The 17,488-nt window shown below is 55.2% G+C and carries 13 protein-coding genes; 9 read left to right on the top strand and 4 right to left on the bottom strand.

The annotated features are described in order from the left end of the window. Window positions 1–5 precede the first annotated feature (5 nt). On the bottom strand, window positions 6–2,054 hold the full coding sequence (locus tag ACTID9_RS20595) for a glycosyl hydrolase family 28-related protein (protein ID WP_441066749.1): 2,049 nt from the start codon (window positions 2,052–2,054) through the stop codon (window positions 6–8). A 248-nt stretch (window positions 2,055–2,302) separates the two neighbouring features. On the opposite strand from ACTID9_RS20595, the gene ACTID9_RS20590 reads away from it, so the two are divergent. From ACTID9_RS20590 to ACTID9_RS20560, 7 genes are all read left to right on the top strand, one after another. Next, window positions 2,303–4,033 (top strand): LytS/YhcK type 5TM receptor domain-containing protein, encoded by a 1,731-nt coding sequence (locus ACTID9_RS20590; protein WP_441066748.1) that lies wholly within the window; start codon window positions 2,303–2,305, stop codon window positions 4,031–4,033. Then, on the top strand, window positions 4,008–4,793 hold the full coding sequence (locus tag ACTID9_RS20585; protein WP_441066747.1) for a LytR/AlgR family response regulator transcription factor: 786 nt from the start codon (window positions 4,008–4,010) through the stop codon (window positions 4,791–4,793). The genes ACTID9_RS20590 and ACTID9_RS20585 overlap by 26 nt, the downstream gene beginning before the upstream one ends. Window positions 4,794–5,005: 212 nt before the next feature. Further along, window positions 5,006–7,093 carry a carbon starvation CstA family protein gene (locus tag ACTID9_RS20580; RefSeq protein ID WP_441066746.1) on the top strand — a complete coding sequence of 696 codons (2,088 nt, stop codon included), beginning with the start codon at window positions 5,006–5,008 and terminating at the stop codon, window positions 7,091–7,093. Then, entirely contained in the window at window positions 7,090–7,302 is a 213-nt protein-coding gene (locus tag ACTID9_RS20575; protein WP_441066745.1) for a YbdD/YjiX family protein, read from the top strand. Before ACTID9_RS20580 ends, ACTID9_RS20575 begins: the two co-directional genes overlap by 4 nt. 171 nt (window positions 7,303–7,473) lie before the next feature. Beyond that, entirely contained in the window at window positions 7,474–7,872 is a 399-nt protein-coding gene (locus ACTID9_RS20570; RefSeq protein WP_441066744.1) for a GntR family transcriptional regulator, read from the top strand. Beyond that, window positions 7,869–8,786, top strand: coding sequence for an ABC transporter ATP-binding protein (locus tag ACTID9_RS20565; protein ID WP_441066743.1), 918 nt, complete (start codon window positions 7,869–7,871; stop codon window positions 8,784–8,786). Before ACTID9_RS20570 ends, ACTID9_RS20565 begins: the two co-directional genes overlap by 4 nt. Then, window positions 8,764–9,594 (top strand): ABC transporter permease, encoded by an 831-nt coding sequence (locus tag ACTID9_RS20560; protein ID WP_441066742.1) that lies wholly within the window; start codon window positions 8,764–8,766, stop codon window positions 9,592–9,594. The genes ACTID9_RS20565 and ACTID9_RS20560 overlap by 23 nt, the downstream gene beginning before the upstream one ends. Before the next feature lie 37 nt (window positions 9,595–9,631). Here ACTID9_RS20560 and ACTID9_RS20555 read toward each other — a convergent pair whose 3' ends face one another. After that, window positions 9,632–11,374 carry an amidohydrolase gene (locus ACTID9_RS20555; RefSeq protein ID WP_441066741.1) on the bottom strand — a complete coding sequence of 581 codons (1,743 nt, stop codon included), beginning with the start codon at window positions 11,372–11,374 and terminating at the stop codon, window positions 9,632–9,634. Window positions 11,375–11,441: 67 nt separating this feature from the next. Then, window positions 11,442–12,557 (bottom strand): polyamine ABC transporter substrate-binding protein, encoded by a 1,116-nt coding sequence (locus ACTID9_RS20550; protein ID WP_441066740.1) that lies wholly within the window; start codon window positions 12,555–12,557, stop codon window positions 11,442–11,444. A gap of 380 nt (window positions 12,558–12,937) precedes the next feature. Here ACTID9_RS20550 and ACTID9_RS20545 point away from each other — a divergent pair, with 380 nt between their 5' ends. Next, window positions 12,938–15,478, top strand: coding sequence for a PBP1A family penicillin-binding protein (locus tag ACTID9_RS20545; RefSeq protein WP_441066739.1), 2,541 nt, complete (start codon window positions 12,938–12,940; stop codon window positions 15,476–15,478). An 81-nt stretch (window positions 15,479–15,559) separates the two neighbouring features. Further along, window positions 15,560–15,910: a hypothetical protein gene (locus tag ACTID9_RS20540; protein ID WP_122919087.1), complete on the top strand. Its 351-nt coding sequence runs from the start codon at window positions 15,560–15,562 to the stop codon at window positions 15,908–15,910. A gap of 67 nt (window positions 15,911–15,977) precedes the next feature. Here ACTID9_RS20540 and ACTID9_RS20535 read toward each other — a convergent pair whose 3' ends face one another. Beyond that, window positions 15,978–17,459: a L,D-transpeptidase family protein gene (locus ACTID9_RS20535; RefSeq protein ID WP_441066738.1), complete on the bottom strand. Its 1,482-nt coding sequence runs from the start codon at window positions 17,457–17,459 to the stop codon at window positions 15,978–15,980. Window positions 17,460–17,488 lie beyond the last annotated feature (29 nt).

The raw sequence follows: 17,488 nt of genomic DNA, 5'->3' as shown, positions 1-17,488 counted from the left end.
CGTTTTTAGCGCACCAATAGCCAATCAAAGGTGGAGCCGGTCGGGGCGGAGGTGGCAAATGCCACGTCAAATCCAGATGCTGATTTGGACGTGATCCGCCAAGTCGTCGCCCATGTTGTGGACAGGAAGAGGCCGTAATTCGCATCGGCTTCGGACGTGGGAAAATCAACATGGGCGGTTGTTGCGCCCCGGGGAATCGAAACTTTGATTCCGCGGAGGTTTTTTGCTTCGGTCGTAGTCGCAGAAATGCCTTTTGTCGACATGAGCGATATGGCAGGTGGAGGAAAAATCGTGGCATCGTTCGTATAGACCGCTCCTGCGGTCATTTTTTTGTCCAGGTTCGCTTTGCTCAGGCTGTCCGCCGGATACGCCTTGATGTGGACGGCTGCGCTTTGCGGGCTCGACGTGAGGTTTGCCAGCGTGACTTTCACCGTGGTATTCGCGCTGTCCAGCCCGACATCGCCAAGAGCCAGCGCTGGCGTCGCATTGGCATATACGTCCGTATATTTCGATTTGGCCAAACTGATCGTACCGCCGGCCATCCCGACCGCGAATGTTTTGCGAATCATCCCGGCGCCGCTGCCATTGCTGACGACTGTCATTTCAATCGTTCCGTAAAACGTATCGCTTTTCGCCAAAAGCTGAATATCCGCTTTTTGGTTGGCGCTGTTGCCTGCAAAAATGACGACAATCAGTTTTTCGGTAAACAGGGAGTGAACCGTGTCTTGCCAGCTGGAGCCGTTCCAGACGAGGAATTTGCCCAGCGTTTGGTCAAAATACGTTTGGCCGGTAGTTGCAAGCTGGGACGGACGAACTGCGGTCGAGCCCGCTTCGATCAGCATGACGTCTCGCGTGCCGCTTGGCGTTTGAATTTTTGGCTTGGAGCCGCCGGCGGGGAACCAGATTTCACCCGCAGCATTTGCGGAGCTCGGAGCGGCAGGCAGCTGCAGCGAGCCCTTCACCTGATTGCGGCCCATCGAGCTTTCGATGCCTGAAATCGCGCCGACGCCCGAAAATTCTGGAACAGTCACACCGCTCATGAACCCGTCCTGGACATCATTGTTTTCCAAAATAAAGTCGGCGTAGGCAATATCCGAGTAGATCGCGGAAACTTTGCAGCCCCAAAAGACATTTCGGACAATGTGCATCGTTTTGAGGTGCTTGATGGAGGAAGTATTTTTCGCGAGGGCGATTTCGATCAAATAGCGTGCGTTTTTGCAGTACGTACGGTTTTCCGCAAACGTAAGCTCTTCTAATGTAAAGACGTTCGTCGGGGTGGTGGATTCGATTTTCAGTACGCGAGGGTCGGGGTAGGCAGTAGGATTGGAGGAGTAGATGTTGTTGCCGGTGATCGAAATGCTGGTGAACATGCCACCGGTCATTTTGTCAGGCTGGTCATTGATCAAATGGAAGGCGATATTGAAGTATTCGATATGGTTTCCGAAGAAGTTTACACCTTCCAAATTGTTTGCCTTAATGGCCGTGGAGCATTTCCAGAAATTGCAGCCTGTCACATTGAGGCTTTCCACGGCAGTATAGGTGACTTTGCTGTCAATCCACATCCCGATGTCGCATTCGGTGAAAATGGACTCCGAGATGGTTCCAATATCGTAATAGTCGGTATACAGCCCGACTTTGAAGCCCCCGTTAATGTGAACGCGATGCAAAAAAGCTTCTGAAATATTGTGAAGGAAGAGGGCATAGGCGGGCTTGGCCGTCGCATTGAAGCGCAAATCTTCGATGCCCAATCCATAGATGATGCCATCTCCATCGGTCCTGTTCGTTTTGAGAATGGCATCGGAGCCCGTATAGAGGATTTCTGCGCCTCTTTCATCCCCGTTGTCTGCCGTGCCTTTGTAGGAATCGCCCATCAGTTTGGTGTTGGCGCTGATCAAGAGGGGCTGGGAAGTTACATAAACACCTGCCGGAAAATAGACGACGCCACCATTCGTATAGCTGGCGTTGATCGCCGCTTGAATGGCTTTCGTATCGTCCTGCGAGCCGTTTCCTTTTGCACCATAGGTCAAGACGTTCAGAATGTTGGCAGAAGCCAAACCGTGTCACTTCCTTTCTTTTGCTATCTCAATTTGCGTGGCTATGCATCAACTTTTCATTTTTTGAAAGTTGGAAAAAGGTTATGCCATTTTATTCGAAAGTACCCCTCCCGGCATCCACAAACGTATAACTCTCGAAAAATATGCGAGTAACGATCTTTTATACCTCTTAGGACCGGATCAGCTTGTGCTTGACGGAAAACATGACTGCTATGGATAATTGGGATGGTAGCGAAAGGAGACATTCCATGGAGCCATTATTCCATCCTCTCACCATTTCATTGGCTGAGCGTGCGGCTTTATTGGTTGTGGCGGCACTGCTGCTCACACGGGTAAAAGCGTTTCGCAGCATTCTCCATCACCGGGCGACGTTGAAAGAAAAACTGATCATGGTGCTGATTTTTTCGGGCATCTCGATTTATGGCACCTATTTGGGCATCCCGTACCAAGACGCCATCGCCAATTCGCGCGTGATCGGGACGGTCATGTCCGGCTTGCTGGCAGGGCCGTGGGTAGGCGCTTTCACCGGTGTGATTGCCGGCATCCATCGCTATTCGCTGGGCGGCTTCACCGCGCTTTCGTGCGCTGTGTCCACCGTGACCGAAGGGGTGCTGGCGGGGCTGGTCTATCATGCTTTGCGCAAAAAACGCGATGTCACCTGGCAGACAGCGCTCGTCGTCGGCTTCATCGCGGAATGGATGCAGATGGGCATCATTCTGTTGTTCTCCCGCCCCTTTGACCAGGCGCTGGAGCTGGTCAAAACGATCTCCATCCCGATGTCTCTCGTGAACTCTCTGGGAATTGCTATTTTTATGATTATTGTCGGTCTGGTGCGGACGGAGGAAGATCGGATCGGGGCGCTGCAAGCCCAGCGTACGCTGCGGGTTGCGGACAGGACGCTGGCCTTTTTGCGGGAAGGCTTGACGCCTGAGGCGGCGGCTTCGGTGGCAGAGGAGATTTTGCGCACGACAAATGTCGCGGCGGTCGCGATCTGCGATACCAAGAAGGTGCTGGCACATGTCGGTGCAGGTTCCTCGCACCATCTGCCAGGCCGGGAGATTATTACAAACGCCACGCGCGAGGTGCTGGAAAAGCAAGAAGTAAAGATTGCCGAGACGAAGGAAGAGATCGGGTGCACGGAGAAAAACTGCACGCTCCGTTCGGCGATTATCGTGCCGCTTTTGACCAAGCGAGGCGCGGTGGGCGTGCTGAAGCTGTACCAGGATCGCACGCGCAAGCTGTCCGCGGTCGACCTGGAGCTGGTTCGCGGCTTGGGCGCACTGATTTCGACGCAGCTTCAGATCGCGGAGCTGGAAAAGCAATCGCGCTTGCTGGCTACCGCAGAAATCAAGGCGCTGCACGCGCAGATCAATCCCCATTTTTTGTTCAATGCACTGAATACGATCGTGTCCTTCATCCGCTTCCGGCCGGAAAAAGCCAGGGAGCTGTTGATCTATTTAAGCGATTATTTCCGGCGCAACCTGCACGACAGCGGCGGGTTCGTGACGCTTGCGCAGGAGATTGAGCACATCGAAGCGTATGTCGCGATCGAGCGGGCCCGCTTTGATGACAAGCTCAAGGTGCATGTGGAAATTGAAAGCGGTGTCGAGCAGACGATCGTGCCGGGACTGGTGCTGCAGCCGCTGGTGGAAAACGCCATCAAGCACGGCTTGCTTCCCAAACGCGAAGGCGGAAGCGTTTCCATTCGGGCGCGGCGCGTCCAGAACAGCCTGGAGCTGACGGTCGCCGACGACGGGGTCGGGATGGAGCGCGATCCGTTTGCCCCGCTGGCACAGGCGCGGGAAGGGGCGGATCGGTTGTCCGGAATCGGCCTCGCCAATGTGAAAGGCAGGCTGCATTCCATCTACGGCCCGCCTTATGGCATCGCGATCCAAAGCGAAAAAGGGAGCGGGACGATCTGTACCATCACACTTCCGTTGGGAGGGGAAAGCGTTGCTCAAAGTGTTTATCGTGGATGATGAAATGCCGGCACGCGCGGAGCTGCGCTATTTGCTGCAGCAGTATGACGACATCGAGGTGATCGGCGAAGCGGCGAGCGGCGAGGAAGCGTTGGAGCGGATTCCGGAGCTTGCGCCGGATGCCGTTTTTTTGGACATCCAGCTGCATGACCGCGATGGCGTCGATGTGGCGATCCATTTGCAGAGCACGCAGGAAAATCCGCCCGTCATCGTTTTCGCCACGGCTTATGAGATGCATGCTGTGCGCGCTTTTGAAGCGGAGGCGGAGGATTACCTGGTCAAGCCGATCAGCGAGGTGCGGCTGGACAAGGCGATCCGCCGGTTGCGCAAGACGGTTGGCAGGACCGGGGAAAAAAGCGGGGAGGACGCCGGGCTAACCATCAAACAGGTGACGGCACTGGTGCAAAGCGCGCTGGAGGAGCAGAAGCCAAAGCGGATTCCGGTCGAGAAAAACGGCAAGATTTTGCTCATCGATCAGCAGGAGATCGTTTATGCCACCGTAGATGGCCGATATGCCCGCATTTACACCGATTGCGAGCAGTATGCGACGTCGTTTACGCTGCAGGAGCTGGAGTTGAAGCTGCCTGCGAACCAATTTTACCGGACGCACCGCGCTTTCATCGTCAATTTGGCGATGACGGCGGAGCTGATCCCCTGGTTTAAAGGCTCCGTCCATCTGATTATGAAGGACAAGGAAAAAACGGAGATACCCGTCTCGCGCAATGCGGTGAAAGAAGTAAAGCGTCTTCTTGGCTTTTAGCCAGAGGGCGCTTTTTTCGTGAATGCGTACCAAAAAACCACCGCGTGGTACCGTTCATCGTGAAATCGGTTTCAATTTCAAACGTCTATAGTGCCATTCACGCATGAATTTTGACTGTTTAGCCAATTTTCATTTTTCCTTTCCCGAATCTTTCGTACACTTCTGACAAGTCATAATTCTTCTATTTTCATTATCAGAAAGGAGTCAACAGAATGAAACGAGGACTTCTCTCAATCATCATCTGGGCGGCCATCGCGGCTGCAGGTGCGGCAGGGTTCGGTGCGCTGGCGCTCTCGCGGGGCGAATCGGTCAATACGATTTGGCTGCTGCTCGCCGCTGTCTGTACGTATGCATTCGGGTATCGCTTCTACAGCCGCTTCATCGCGAACAAGGTGATGGGGCTTTCTGACAGGCGCGCAACGCCTGCGGAAATCAACAATGACGGCAAAGATTTCGTGCCGACGAACAAATGGGTGCTGTTCGGCCACCATTTTGCCGCGATCGCCGGAGCGGGGCCGCTGGTCGGTCCGACGCTTGCCGCGCAGATGGGCTATTTGCCAGGCACCATCTGGATCATCGTTGGAGCCGTTTTGGGCGGGTGCGTGCAAGACTTCGTCATTTTGTTCGCGTCGATGCGCCGCAACGGCAAAAGCCTGGGGCAAATCGCCAAGGAAGAGATCGGGCCTGTCGGCGGTGCGCTGGCACTCATCGGGATTCTCGCCATCATGATCATTTTGATCGCGGTTTTGGCGATGGTTGTTGTAAACGCTTTAGCAGAATCGCCGTGGGCGACCTTTACGATTTTCATGACGATCCCGATCGCCCTCTTGATGGGCGTCTACATGCGATTCATCCGGCCGGGGCGCGTCATGGAGGCCTCCATCATCGGACTTGTCCTGCTGTTCATCTCGCTTTATATGGGGCAAGCGGTAGCGGCATCGCCGACCTGGGGTCCTGCCTTCACGTTCGGCAAAGTGCAGCTGGCGCTGATGATCATCATCTACGGCTTCATCGCATCCGTGCTGCCGGTATGGCTGCTGCTGGCGCCGCGCGATTACCTCAGCTCGTTTCTTAAGGTGGGCACCATCGCGGTGTTGGCCGTCGGCATTATCTTGACGCTGCCGCCGCTGCACATGCCAGCTTTCACCCGATTCGTCGATGGCACGGGGCCGGTTTTTGCAGGCAATCTGTTCCCGTTTTTGTTCATCACGATCGCGTGCGGTGCGATTTCGGGCTTCCACTCGCTCGTCTCTTCCGGCACGACGCCGAAAATGATCGCCAAGGAGTCCCATGCGACGGCGATCGGCTACGGCGGGATGCTGATGGAGTCGATGGTCGCAATCATGGCGATGATCGCCGCTTGCGTGCTGACGCCAGGCATGTACTTTGCCGTCAATGCGCCAGCCGCCGCAATCGGGGTGGATGCCGCCGCTGCGGCCGAGGCGATCAGCAAATGGGGCTTTGTGGTTACGCCTGACCAAATCACCGCGCTTGCCGCAGATGTGGGCGAAAAGACCATCCTGTCGAGGACGGGCGGTGCGCCGTCGCTTGCGATCGGGATGGCGACCATCTTCTCGGCGGTTGTGGGCGGCAAGGCGCTCATGGCGTTCTGGTATCACTTTGCGATCTTGTTTGAAGCTGTCTTCATCCTGACGACGATTGACGCCGGAACTCGTGTCGGGCGCTTCATGGTGCAAGATTTGCTGGGGAACGTGATTCCGAAAATGAAGCAGATCGACTGGCTCCCGGGCAACCTCGTCGGTTCCGCCGTCATCACGGCAGGCTGGGGCTACTTCCTGTATCAAGGGGTAACCGATCCGTTAGGCGGCATTTATACGCTGTGGCCGCTGTTTGGTATCGCCAACCAGATGCTTGCGATCATCGCGTTTGTCGTCGGCACGACGATTATTTTCAAAATGGGCAAGGCGCGCTACGCATGGGTGACCTTGTTACCGATGGCATGGCTCGCATCGGCGACGATGTACGCGGGCTGGCTCAAAGTGTTCTCCTCCGATGTCAAAATCGGGTTCTGGGCGCACGCCCAAGCGTTCGCTGCCAAGCTGGCGGCGGGCCAACTGCCGGCAGGAGTGAAGACGGTCGAGGCGGCGAAAAAAATGATCTTCAATGATCAGATCGATACGGTGGTGTGCGTCATCTTCATGGTGATCACGCTGGCCGTCGTCATCGATGCCCTGCGCCTCTGGTTCACCATCCTGCGCGGCGGCAGCTACACGCTGCAAGAATCGCCGTACGTCGAATCGAAGGGCGACCCGATCGAGACGGGCCATCATGTGGCATGAGATACCGGCGCAAAAATCTGAAAACGTTGCTGCGGCGCATCCGGACCGTGATCAAGACCATTTTCGGCATGCCTGACTATGACCGCTATCTGGATCACTGGTACCGTACCCACGCCAAGCCGGGCGAATTTCCGATGTCGGAAAAAGAATATTACGTGTGTGCGCTGAAAGACCGCTACGAACGCGGCGGCGTATCGCGCTGCTGCTGACGGATTGATAATCCAAAGCAGCTAAAATGCTGGAGGCCTTGTAGAAGGGCCTCCTTTTTTATTTACACCACCGCTGTTTCCGTTCCATTTGACAAACGGCCTTTGATCAAGTAACCTGAAAAAAACATTGTACTAGATAAACTAGTACAACTAGAACAAGAGGTGGGAGCCGTGTGGTTCCAAATCGATCAGCGGTCCAGCACACCCCTGTACGCACAAATCATCAACGGGGTAAAGGAGGCGGCGGCAAAGGGGATCATCACGCCCGGGGACAAATTGCCGACCGTGCGCGAGCTGGCTTCCTCCATCATGATTAACCCGAATACCGTTGCCAAGGCGTATCAGGAGCTGGAGCGCGAAGGCATCATTGTGACGATGCGCGGCCGCGGAACGTTTCTGGCCGCGCCCGGCCAGCGGCTGTCCAAGGAAGAGAAGGCTGCAGCGATCGCGCCGTTTTTGGAAAAATTGCTTGTTGAAACCCACCATTTGCAGATGACAGAGAGCGAGCTGCTCGACATGCTGACAGCGGGCGTTCGCGATTGGTATGAAGAGAGGAGGAAGCAGCGATGACACAGTTGGCCATTCAGACGCAACGGCTGACGAAGCGATACGGCGGTGTGACTGCCGTAGACAACGTGAATCTCGCCATTGAGCATGGCGGCGTTTACGGGCTGCTCGGCCCCAATGGCGCGGGCAAAACAAGCCTGTTGAAAATGCTGCTCGGCATAGTCCTGCCGTCAGAAGGCGAGGGATACTTGTTCGGCAGGAAAATGGATGATGCGACCGGGGAGGTACGGAAGCGCGTCGGTTTCGTGCTGGAGCCGCAGACGATGTATCCGGATCTGAAGGCAGACGAGCTGATCCGTTTATGCGCCGGGCTGTATCCCGCTTGGGACGATGAGCGCTGCCGCAAGCTGAAGCAGATGTTCGCCCTGCCGTGGAACCGCCGCATCCGGTCCTTTTCAAAGGGGATGAGGACACAGCTGGCCCTCTTGATCGCATTATCTTCCAGGCCGCGGCTGCTCATCCTCGATGAACTGACGAGCGGGCTTGATCCAATCGTCCGGCAGACCTGCCTGCAGCTGGTCATGCAGGAGGTTGCTTCCGGTGATACCACCGTGCTCTTTGCCACCCATCAAGTCCACGAGGTCGAGCGGCTGGCGGATCATGTCGGGTTTTTGATCAACGGGAGGTTGATCGTCGATCGCTCGCTCGATGCGCTGAAGGCGTCCTCGCGAATGATCCAGGCCGTTTTTTTGGCAGGGGTTCCCCAAGAGGTTCGTCAAATGGAGGATGTCATCCGGATTCAGGAAGAGGGCAAATTTTGCACGATCACGATTTCGGGCAAGTGGGAGAATTGCTTGGAGAGGGTGAAAGCCGCCCGGCCTGCCCATGTGGACGTTCGGGATGCCGGACTGGAGGAGCTGTTCATCCACGTTGCGCAAAAGGAGGGGTATCGGTATGAGCCGATTCGCTTGGATTAAACCGCTCCTGCGCAAGGAATGGATTCAAAACCGGCTGCTGTTCGTCGTCACCTTTCTTTTGCTCAGCCTGTATCCGACGTTGTCCGGGCTGCTGTACTGGTTCGGGATGGCGTACGAGGATCGTACGTTGACAGGGTGGGCGCGCGCGTTGGAGAAGATGCTGTTGCACAACGATGGCAGCACGCTGACGTTTCTCGGCATCTTTTTGATCCCGACGATCGCAATCCGTTTGATTGGGGATGAACGGCAGGAGCATACCTTGCAGTTTTTGGTCGCGCTACCGATCAGCCGGACACAGATAGCGCTCGTGAAATATATCGCCGGGCTGTTGTTCGTCTGGATCACGGTGTTAGCCAATCTGCTGTTCGTCGTCATCATGACCGAGCTGATCCCGGCCGCCTATCAGATCGGCGACGCCTTCCGCTGGCACGTCGCGACGGGCATGGTGCTGACAGCGCTATACAGCCTTGGATTTCTTTGTGCAACCGTGACCGGCAGACGTATGGCAGCGTATTTGCTCACGGCACTCGTGCTGTTTTTCCCCAAGCTGCTGGCCGCTCTTATGCTGAACCTTTGGTGGAGCGATGCGGAGCCATCGGCTGTCATGCACTTCAATGACTGGACCGACAGACTCTCCCTTCATGTCTATCTGTTTAAGGTAAGCGGCAATTTGCACGAGGGCACGACGTTCGCGCTCACTGCCGTCATGGCGCTGATCAGCGCAGCGCTCCTGACGTTCTCGCTAGCGCTGTTCCGGCGCAATCAGCTGGAACGCAGCGGGTACGCCATAATATTCACGTCCAAGTAAAAGCAAAAAACCAGCCGGTCATGGCTGGTTTTTTGGCTCATTTGAACGACGCGTCCTGATAAACGGCTTTGCCGCCCAACATCGTCAACAGCACTTTTGCGGTATGGATTTGGTTGGCTGGGATGTTGAACAAGTTTTTGTCGAGCACGACCAAATCCGCTTTTTTGCCAAGCTCGATCGAGCCGGTAATGTCGTCGACAAAGTTGTGATAGGCGCCATTGATCGTCACGCTGGCGATCATATCGGCGAGCGTCGCCCGTTCCTCGGGCCACAAAATGTCGGCCGGATCAGTGGAGGCAGAGCCTTCAGGCAAGCGGGTCACGCCGGTCTCAATGCTATGCAGCGGACCGAATTCCTGTGTTACGGGAAAATCGCTTGAGGAGGCGAGCGGCACGCCGAGATTGATCAGGCCTTTGATCGGATACTCTTTTTCCGCGCGCTCTTGACCGAGATAAGGCACCTGGATGTCGTTGTAATAACCCGGCTCCTTGAACGCCCAGAACGGTTGGGCGACCGCCACGACGCCGTCCTTCTTGAAGCGCGGCACATCTTCAGGGCTCACCAGCTGCATATGCGTGATCGCATGGCGCGCATCGCGTTTGCCGTTCTCCGCTTCGGCGAATTCGATGCCATCCAGCGCGAGAGCGACCGCTGCGTCACCGATTGCGTGGTGGTGGAGCTGGAAGCCTGCATGATCCAGGGCGGCAGCAGTCGTTTTGTACGTAAACGGGTCCCAGATGACTTCACCGTGCGAATCGACGTTGTGGTACTTTTCCTTCAAATAGCCGGTGCTGCCCTCAATGACGCCATCCAAAAAGATTTTCACCGTATTCACCTGAAACAGAGGGCCTTTGTTCTCCTCGCGCACCTTGACCAGATCGGGGACCTGCGACATGCCCAATGCAGGGTCCGCTACCAGTGAATTGCGGAACCGGATGGTGAGCTTGTCCGCTTTCTCCAGGTTTTTGTACGCTTCGATGACCGGCTTGCCGCCGACCATCGGCTCGTGGACGCCGGTGATGCCGCGCTCGTTCGCCATCTTTTCGAAAATCTCCAAGCCTTTGGTGTACTCGTCGACGGTCGTGGCGGGGATCAAGCCGTCAAGCAGGTCTTTCGCACTGTCGCGCAGCGTCCCCAGCGCATCGCCATTGGCATCCCGCTCAATGATGCCGCCGGCCGGATTTTTGGTCGTTTTGGTGATGTTCGCGAGTTCGAGCGCCTTTGAATTGACCCAGTAGGAGTGGCCGTCTTCCGAGGTCAAGACGATCGGGATCTGCTTGCTGATTTCATCAAGCCATGCCTTATCCGGCCCTTTCCCCGGAACGACGGTATTGCTCCAGCCCATGCCGGTAATGAACGTGCGCTTCGGATTGGCCGCGATGAAATCCTTGATCGCCTTTTTGTACGCATCGACCGATTCCAGCCCGAACAGATTGACCTGGAACACCTGCTTGACCGTCTCGCTCGCATGGGCATGCGCGTCGAAAAATCCGGGCAAGAGCATCTTTCCGGCCAAGTCGACCACTTTCGTTTTCGGGCCGATGTAGGCGCGAACGTCGCTATTCGAGCCGACGAACACGATCGTATCGCCTTTGACGGCTACGGCTTGGGCCCAGTTTCTGTTTTTGTCCACCGTATAGACGCTGCCGTTTTGAAACACGAGATCTGCTGCATGTTCGCTGACCTGTGCCGGAGCCGGAGCAGCCGGCGCCGCTTGGGCAAAACCCGCGCCAAGAAGCAGTGCGGTCAGCAAAACACCCGAGAATGTTCTTTTCTTCATGCAATGTTCCCCCTGATACCATTTGGTTTCTGTTTGCCATGAATCCATGCAGCAGCTCTCGGTGTCATTATTGCAGTTTCAATTCCGACCAGATGCGGTCGAGTTCTTGCGATTTTTCGCCCAGATCGACCATGTATTGACCGCGCTTCATATCTTCTTGCGGAGGATAGACAGCAGGGTCTTCCAGAATCGCTTTGTCCATCAGCTTGTGCGCTTCCATGTTCGGATTCGCATACGGGAACTCCTTGGAAATTTCCGCGCTGATTTCAGGCTGCAGAATGAAGTTGATGAACGCTTCGGCTGTCTTCTTGTGCGGGCTGTTTTTCGGAATGACGAAATCGTCCTGCCACAGCTCGAAGCCTTCCTCCGGCAAAATCGTTTTGATCGCCGGATTTTCGCGACGCGCCAAGGAAGCTTCCGCCCCGTACACGATCCCGGCGGTCGCCTCGCCATTGAGCAGGAGCGTTTTCGGGCTGTCGCTGTCGAATGCTTTCACGTTCGGCTTCAGGTCGATCAACAGCTGCTTTGATTTTTGCAAGACGGCGGAATCGGTCTCATTGATCGATTTGCCCTGCATGATATTCGCGAGTCCGATCATCGAGCGCGCGTCATCGAGGACGACGAGCTGCTGCTTCAGCTCAGGATTGAACAAATCTTTGTAGCCTTTGATCGGAATCTTCACTTTGTCGGTGTTCACTGCGATGACGACATTTCCCCACAGATAAGGAACGGAAAATTTCGACTCCGGATCGGATGGGGTCGTCAAAAACTCTTTGCCGACATTCTTCAAATTCGGAATGTTCGCATGATCGATTTCCGCAAGCAGGTTTTGCTTCTTCATCGCTTCGACCATATAGCCGCTGGCGACGGACAAGTCATAGCTGGAGGAATCGACCGCCAGCTTGGCAAACATCTCTTCATTAGATGCATAGGTCGCGTAGTTGATTTTGACGCCGTACTTTTGCTGGAATTGATCGAGCACGCTTTGCGGAATGTACTCGGACCAGATGAACAGGTTGAGTTCTTTGGATAGCCCGTCGTCTTTGGAGCCGGCAGCTGCACCTGTACCTGCATCGCTCGCCGTTTCGTTCGGAGTGCTGCCGGACGAACAGCCGGCAATGAGGGAAGCGCCGAGCAGCATCGTGGCAGCCAGGCTTGTCCATTTTTTCAGATTCTTTTTCACAAATACCTTCCTTCCGTCGTGTAGTGGTAGGGTACCAAATTCGATGTTGGGATTACCTCTAACTATCCATCATACCTGTCACTTCTTACATAAGCAAGGGATATGCCAGCATTGTCAGCAAAACGAAAGACCGTGCCGCCCAAGGGATTTGCGAAAAACAGCGGCAGATGAAAGTGATCAAAACTTCCCGCTTTTGAGAATGGACGACTCATTTGTGGGAATATTTCGATCTGTCTTGCTGTTTCGCTTCTCAGATTCCTTTAATGACAAACGGTGTGACATGTGAAATGATAGTATCGGGACGGCGACTGCCCTGAAACTTTTTCACAGATGATTCGTCTATATTGGTTGTATAGAGGATAGAAACCAGGAGGTCACAAATGGCAGCAAATAAAACCAAGAGAAAAAAGAAAAGCAAGTTGCCGCTTTTGGTCATCTCGTTTTTCGTCTTTCTTCTCTTGAGCATCTTTGGGGGATACTTCGCGCTACTGTATGCAGGTCAGCAACTCATTGACCCGCAAAAACTGGAGGATATCAAAACGGAAGCTTCCGTGATTTATGACAAAAACAACCAGCCGGTTGGTACGTTGGCGGTTCAGGAGACACGCGACTATGTGCCGATCAGCAAAATGCCGCCGAACCTGATCAACGCGTTCGTTGCGGTCGAGGACAGACGCTTCTTCGAGCATAACGGCGTCGACTTGTTCCGGGTGGCCGGAGCGATCATCAAGGACGTTCAGCAAGGCTCGATGGCTGAAGGGGGAAGTACGATCACCCAGCAGCTGGCGAAAAACGTGTTTCTCTCGCATGAGAAAACATTCTGGCGCAAAACGAAAGAGATGAGCATCGCCATCAGTTTGGAGCGCAAATACTCCAAGGATGAAATCATGGAGATGTATTTGAATAAAATTTACCTGGGGCATGGCGTCTACGGTGTCGAAGCCGCCTCCCAGCTTTATTTCAACAAGCACGTTAACGAGCTTGATAACGCGGAAGTGGCGATGCTGGCTGCGATTCCAAAAGCGCCGTCCACCTATTCGCCGTTTGCCAAGCCGGCACTGGCGAAAGAGCGCCGCGACACCATCTTGCGGCTGATGAGCGAGCAAGGGTACATTACAGCGGAGCAAAAGCAGCAAGCGCAAGCCGAGCCGCTGCCGACACGCAAAAACCCGACGGAAGCCGGGATCAAGCCAGGCTATGAAGCGTACATCGATTACGTGGTACAGGAAGCGGAAGACAAATACGGCGTGCCGGAAGAGATGCTGTACCGCGGCGGATGGAACATTTACACCGCGCTCGACACCAAGGTGCAGGATGCCATGATCAAGCAGTTCAAGGACGCAAACAACTTCCCGCCCGATGGACCGAAGCAGCAGGTCGAGGGCGCGATGGTCGTGCTTGACCAGCATACGGGCGGGATCGCCGGAATAATGGGCGGCCGCAACTATGTGCACAAAGGCTTCAGCCATGCGACCGACATGCGCAGACAGCCGGGATCGACGTTTAAGCCGATTGCCGTCTATGCCCCGGCGATCGATATGGGGAAAGCCAACCTGTACAGCCAATTGAATAACATGCGGCAAAATTTCAATGGTTATGAACCTCGAAATTACAACAACAAATACAGCGAAACGATCTCCATCCAGGATGCCGTGGCACAGTCCATCAACGTGCCGGCTGTGTGGCTGCTGAATGAAATCGGAGTCAGCAATTCGCTCGATTACTTGAAAAAATTCGGCATCCAGCTCGACCCGCAAAACGACCGCAACCTGGCGATCGCACTCGGCGGCTTGAGCAAAGGGACATCGCCGTTGGAGATGGCGCAAGCCTACTCCGCTTTTGCCGATGGGGGCAAAATGTCCAAAGGCTACGTCATTACAAAGATTTCCAATGAAAAGATGGGCTTTGAAAAATCGGTGTCGCCTGAGCAAACACAGGTCATTTCCCCCCAAACCGCTTGGGATATGCACCAACTGCTGGCAGGCGTCGTACAATACGGAACCGGGAAAAACGCCCGGATCAAAGGCTTCGATGTCGTCGGGAAAACGGGAACCACGCAGTCGACATTGGTCAACGGTGCTGACAAGGACGCATGGTTCGTCGGTTATACCCCGGAATATTTGGGTGCGGTTTGGATGGGCTTCGATACCGAGGATAAGAGCCATGTCATGCGCAAGGAAAGCGGCATTCCGGCGAAAATGTTCTCCAAGGTCATGACGGAGGCACTGGCAGGCGTCAAATCCAAAGGCTTTACCCGCCCGGATGGCGCGAAAGATGAGCAGCCGCCGGAACAGCAAGTAACCGGACCACAGCTTGCTGCGGATTTGACGATCGATGGCGACAAGCTGAAAGTGGTATTGAGCTGGATCGGCAACGAGGGCTCGGACGTGACGTATGACATTTACCGTTTCACCGATTCGATTGATAAGAAAGAGCTGATTGCGGCAGATGTGAAGGACACGTCCTATGTCGACACGCTGACACAACCGACGATGTACTCGTATCTGGTCATCCCGCGCGACGCCCAAGGCGTGGAAGGCCCTCCATCCAATCCGGCCAAAATCGATACAGCCAAGCTGGATAAATTGCTGGAAGATGCGAAGCAGCATGATGACCAGAACCAAGGCGAAACCGATGGCCAGGGCGATCAACAGCCGCCAGTGGATAACCAGGGGCAACAGCCAGGCGACCCGAATCAGCCGTCAGATGGCAGCCAAACGGGACAGCCGGGCGTGGACAATCAGGGGCAGCCGATTCCGCCGACTGGCACAGATACGCAGCCGCCGGCCGATTTCCAGCAAACGCCGAGCGGCACGCCGGACGTCAGCACGCAGCAGGAGCAGCCGGCGGACCAGCAGCCGCAGGAAACAGGGAAGGGCAAGAAGAAGCACAAGGATCGCGACAGCCAGGATTCAAATTAGCAAGCATCTTCTATTTTCAGCGCAGCCGCCACATGCTACAATAAAGAAAAGAGTAGGAATGCACGACGGGAGGGAATAGCGATGGCAGACCTTGCAAAAGTGAATCTTAACGAATTCTTTGGAGAAAAACTAGCGTCAGCAAAGATATACTTTGAACGTGCGCTTGATTGCAAACATACCGAATTCGATGATTTGTACCCGTATATGAATGAGCAACCCCAGTTCTTCTGGTACAAACGTTATGTTGCATGGGCAGAGCTGCTTACCGTCGTCAAGCTTGCCGATCAATTGGGCATTGACTGGACACCGCAATTTTCCGAGGCGCAGGCCGAGTTCATCCGCGGCAAAGTGCTGCAAGGAAAAGTGCTGGATCATTGGTATCCCGAAGGGGATAACAAGCAAGAAGAAGAGCTTAGCGAAATGAAAGAATAAGCTGACATACAAAAGGGCTAGTCCGCAGTCATCAGGCATGATGCGGAGTAGCCCTTTTTTTGTATCATCAATTCAACCAGTGATAGACGATGCCAGGCGTCTCTTCATCGGCATCCGTCGGCAAATAAAACCGGGACGGATTTTTCCAATTCAGCTGCGGCTTCGGTTGATCGGAGATGATGACCTCCGTCCCGGGCGACGCAAACGAGTACAGCTCCTCAACGTCCGCGTTGTGCAGCCGGATACAGCCGAGCGAGACGTCGTGCCCGATGCTCTCCGGCTTGTTGGTGCCGTGGATGGCATGGTTCGCGCTCGTAAACACCATGCCGCGCGTCCCGTACGCATTGGTCGCACTGCCGGGCTGGCTGATTTTTTGCAGGATGGCAAAGTACCCCTCGGGCGTCCGTTCCTCTCTGCCGATTCCGATCGGATATTGCCGCACCAGATGTGGACCGCTCATCACCTGCAGCTTGAACATTTTTTGCTGGACAAACAGCTGCATCGGCTCGAACGGGATGGCCGGTTCCGGATAAAAAGGAAGCGGGAGCACCTTGCTCATGCTTTTCCAGACGTTGTCGCTCACGAGCGCATCCGGATGATACGGAAAATCGATGTACCTCGCTTCGCCCGGCAGCGCCCTCTGTGGTGCGCCATCCCCTGCCTGCTTCGGAGGAACCAGGAGCTGAGGAATTGCCGGGAGGCTGTTCGCCGGATAGGGGCGGGCCAAATCATCCAACCGCTCAGGCAGTTTTCCCGTGCGCTGGTAGGTGCGGTACAGGGCATTGCGGAGCGTCAGAGTCTCTTCCAGCGCAACGCGCTCTTCATGGAACGCCTTGCGCGCGCTCGCTGCCAGCGGATCATCGCCGCAATCGCAAGCGGCGTGAAACCATTTTTCATCCGTAATCGTATCACTGGAAGGATCATAGGTCACGATGCCGCGCATCCGCTGCGGTTGGTAAAACGGCAAAGGGGTATAAAGCGGAATGCCTTCTTCCTCCGGGACGGCGATGACCGTATACGGATGGTCGTAATACGTGCGGCGCGATTGCAAATAGCGCTTCATTTGTACGGCGAGCTGATCGTTGGAGACAGAGCCGGACACCGCGATGACTTCTGTATGACGCAGCGGTATTTTTTTGCCGGGCGTCTGTTCCGCGCTTGACGCTGCAGGAGCGGGTGGCGCCTGTTCCCCGCTGCGGTTGGCTGCAGGAAGCGAGACGGCAAGCAAGGTGAACAAGGTCAACAGACCGCGTCGCAGCCATACCCATGCTGATCTGCGCTTCTCTTTTCGCGTGCGCAGCATCGTCTGGTATGCTACTCGAGCCTCTTCGCTGAAGGAATCGCGCTTCCGGCTGTGCATGGCCCGCCGGTACGCATCGAATGCTTTGTCCGGCTCGCCGCGCTTTTCGAACTCGCGGCCAAGCATCAGCCAGCCGATCGCAAGCGTCGGGTGAGCCGTCACAAAATGCGTGTAAAACGTGAATTCATCCGCTGTGGGATTGGCGATTAAATACGTAGCTTTGGCTTGGAGAAAATCGGTTTTGGTCACCAGCTATCCCCCCTACCGAAAGTATCGGA

Source organism: Brevibacillus fluminis (assembly GCF_052072235.1).
Lineage (GTDB): Bacteria > Bacillota > Bacilli > Brevibacillales > Brevibacillaceae > Brevibacillus_D > Brevibacillus_D fluminis_A.
The sequence above is the reverse complement of the archived record's forward strand: the minus strand, read 5'-3'. Positions and strand labels throughout refer to the sequence as shown.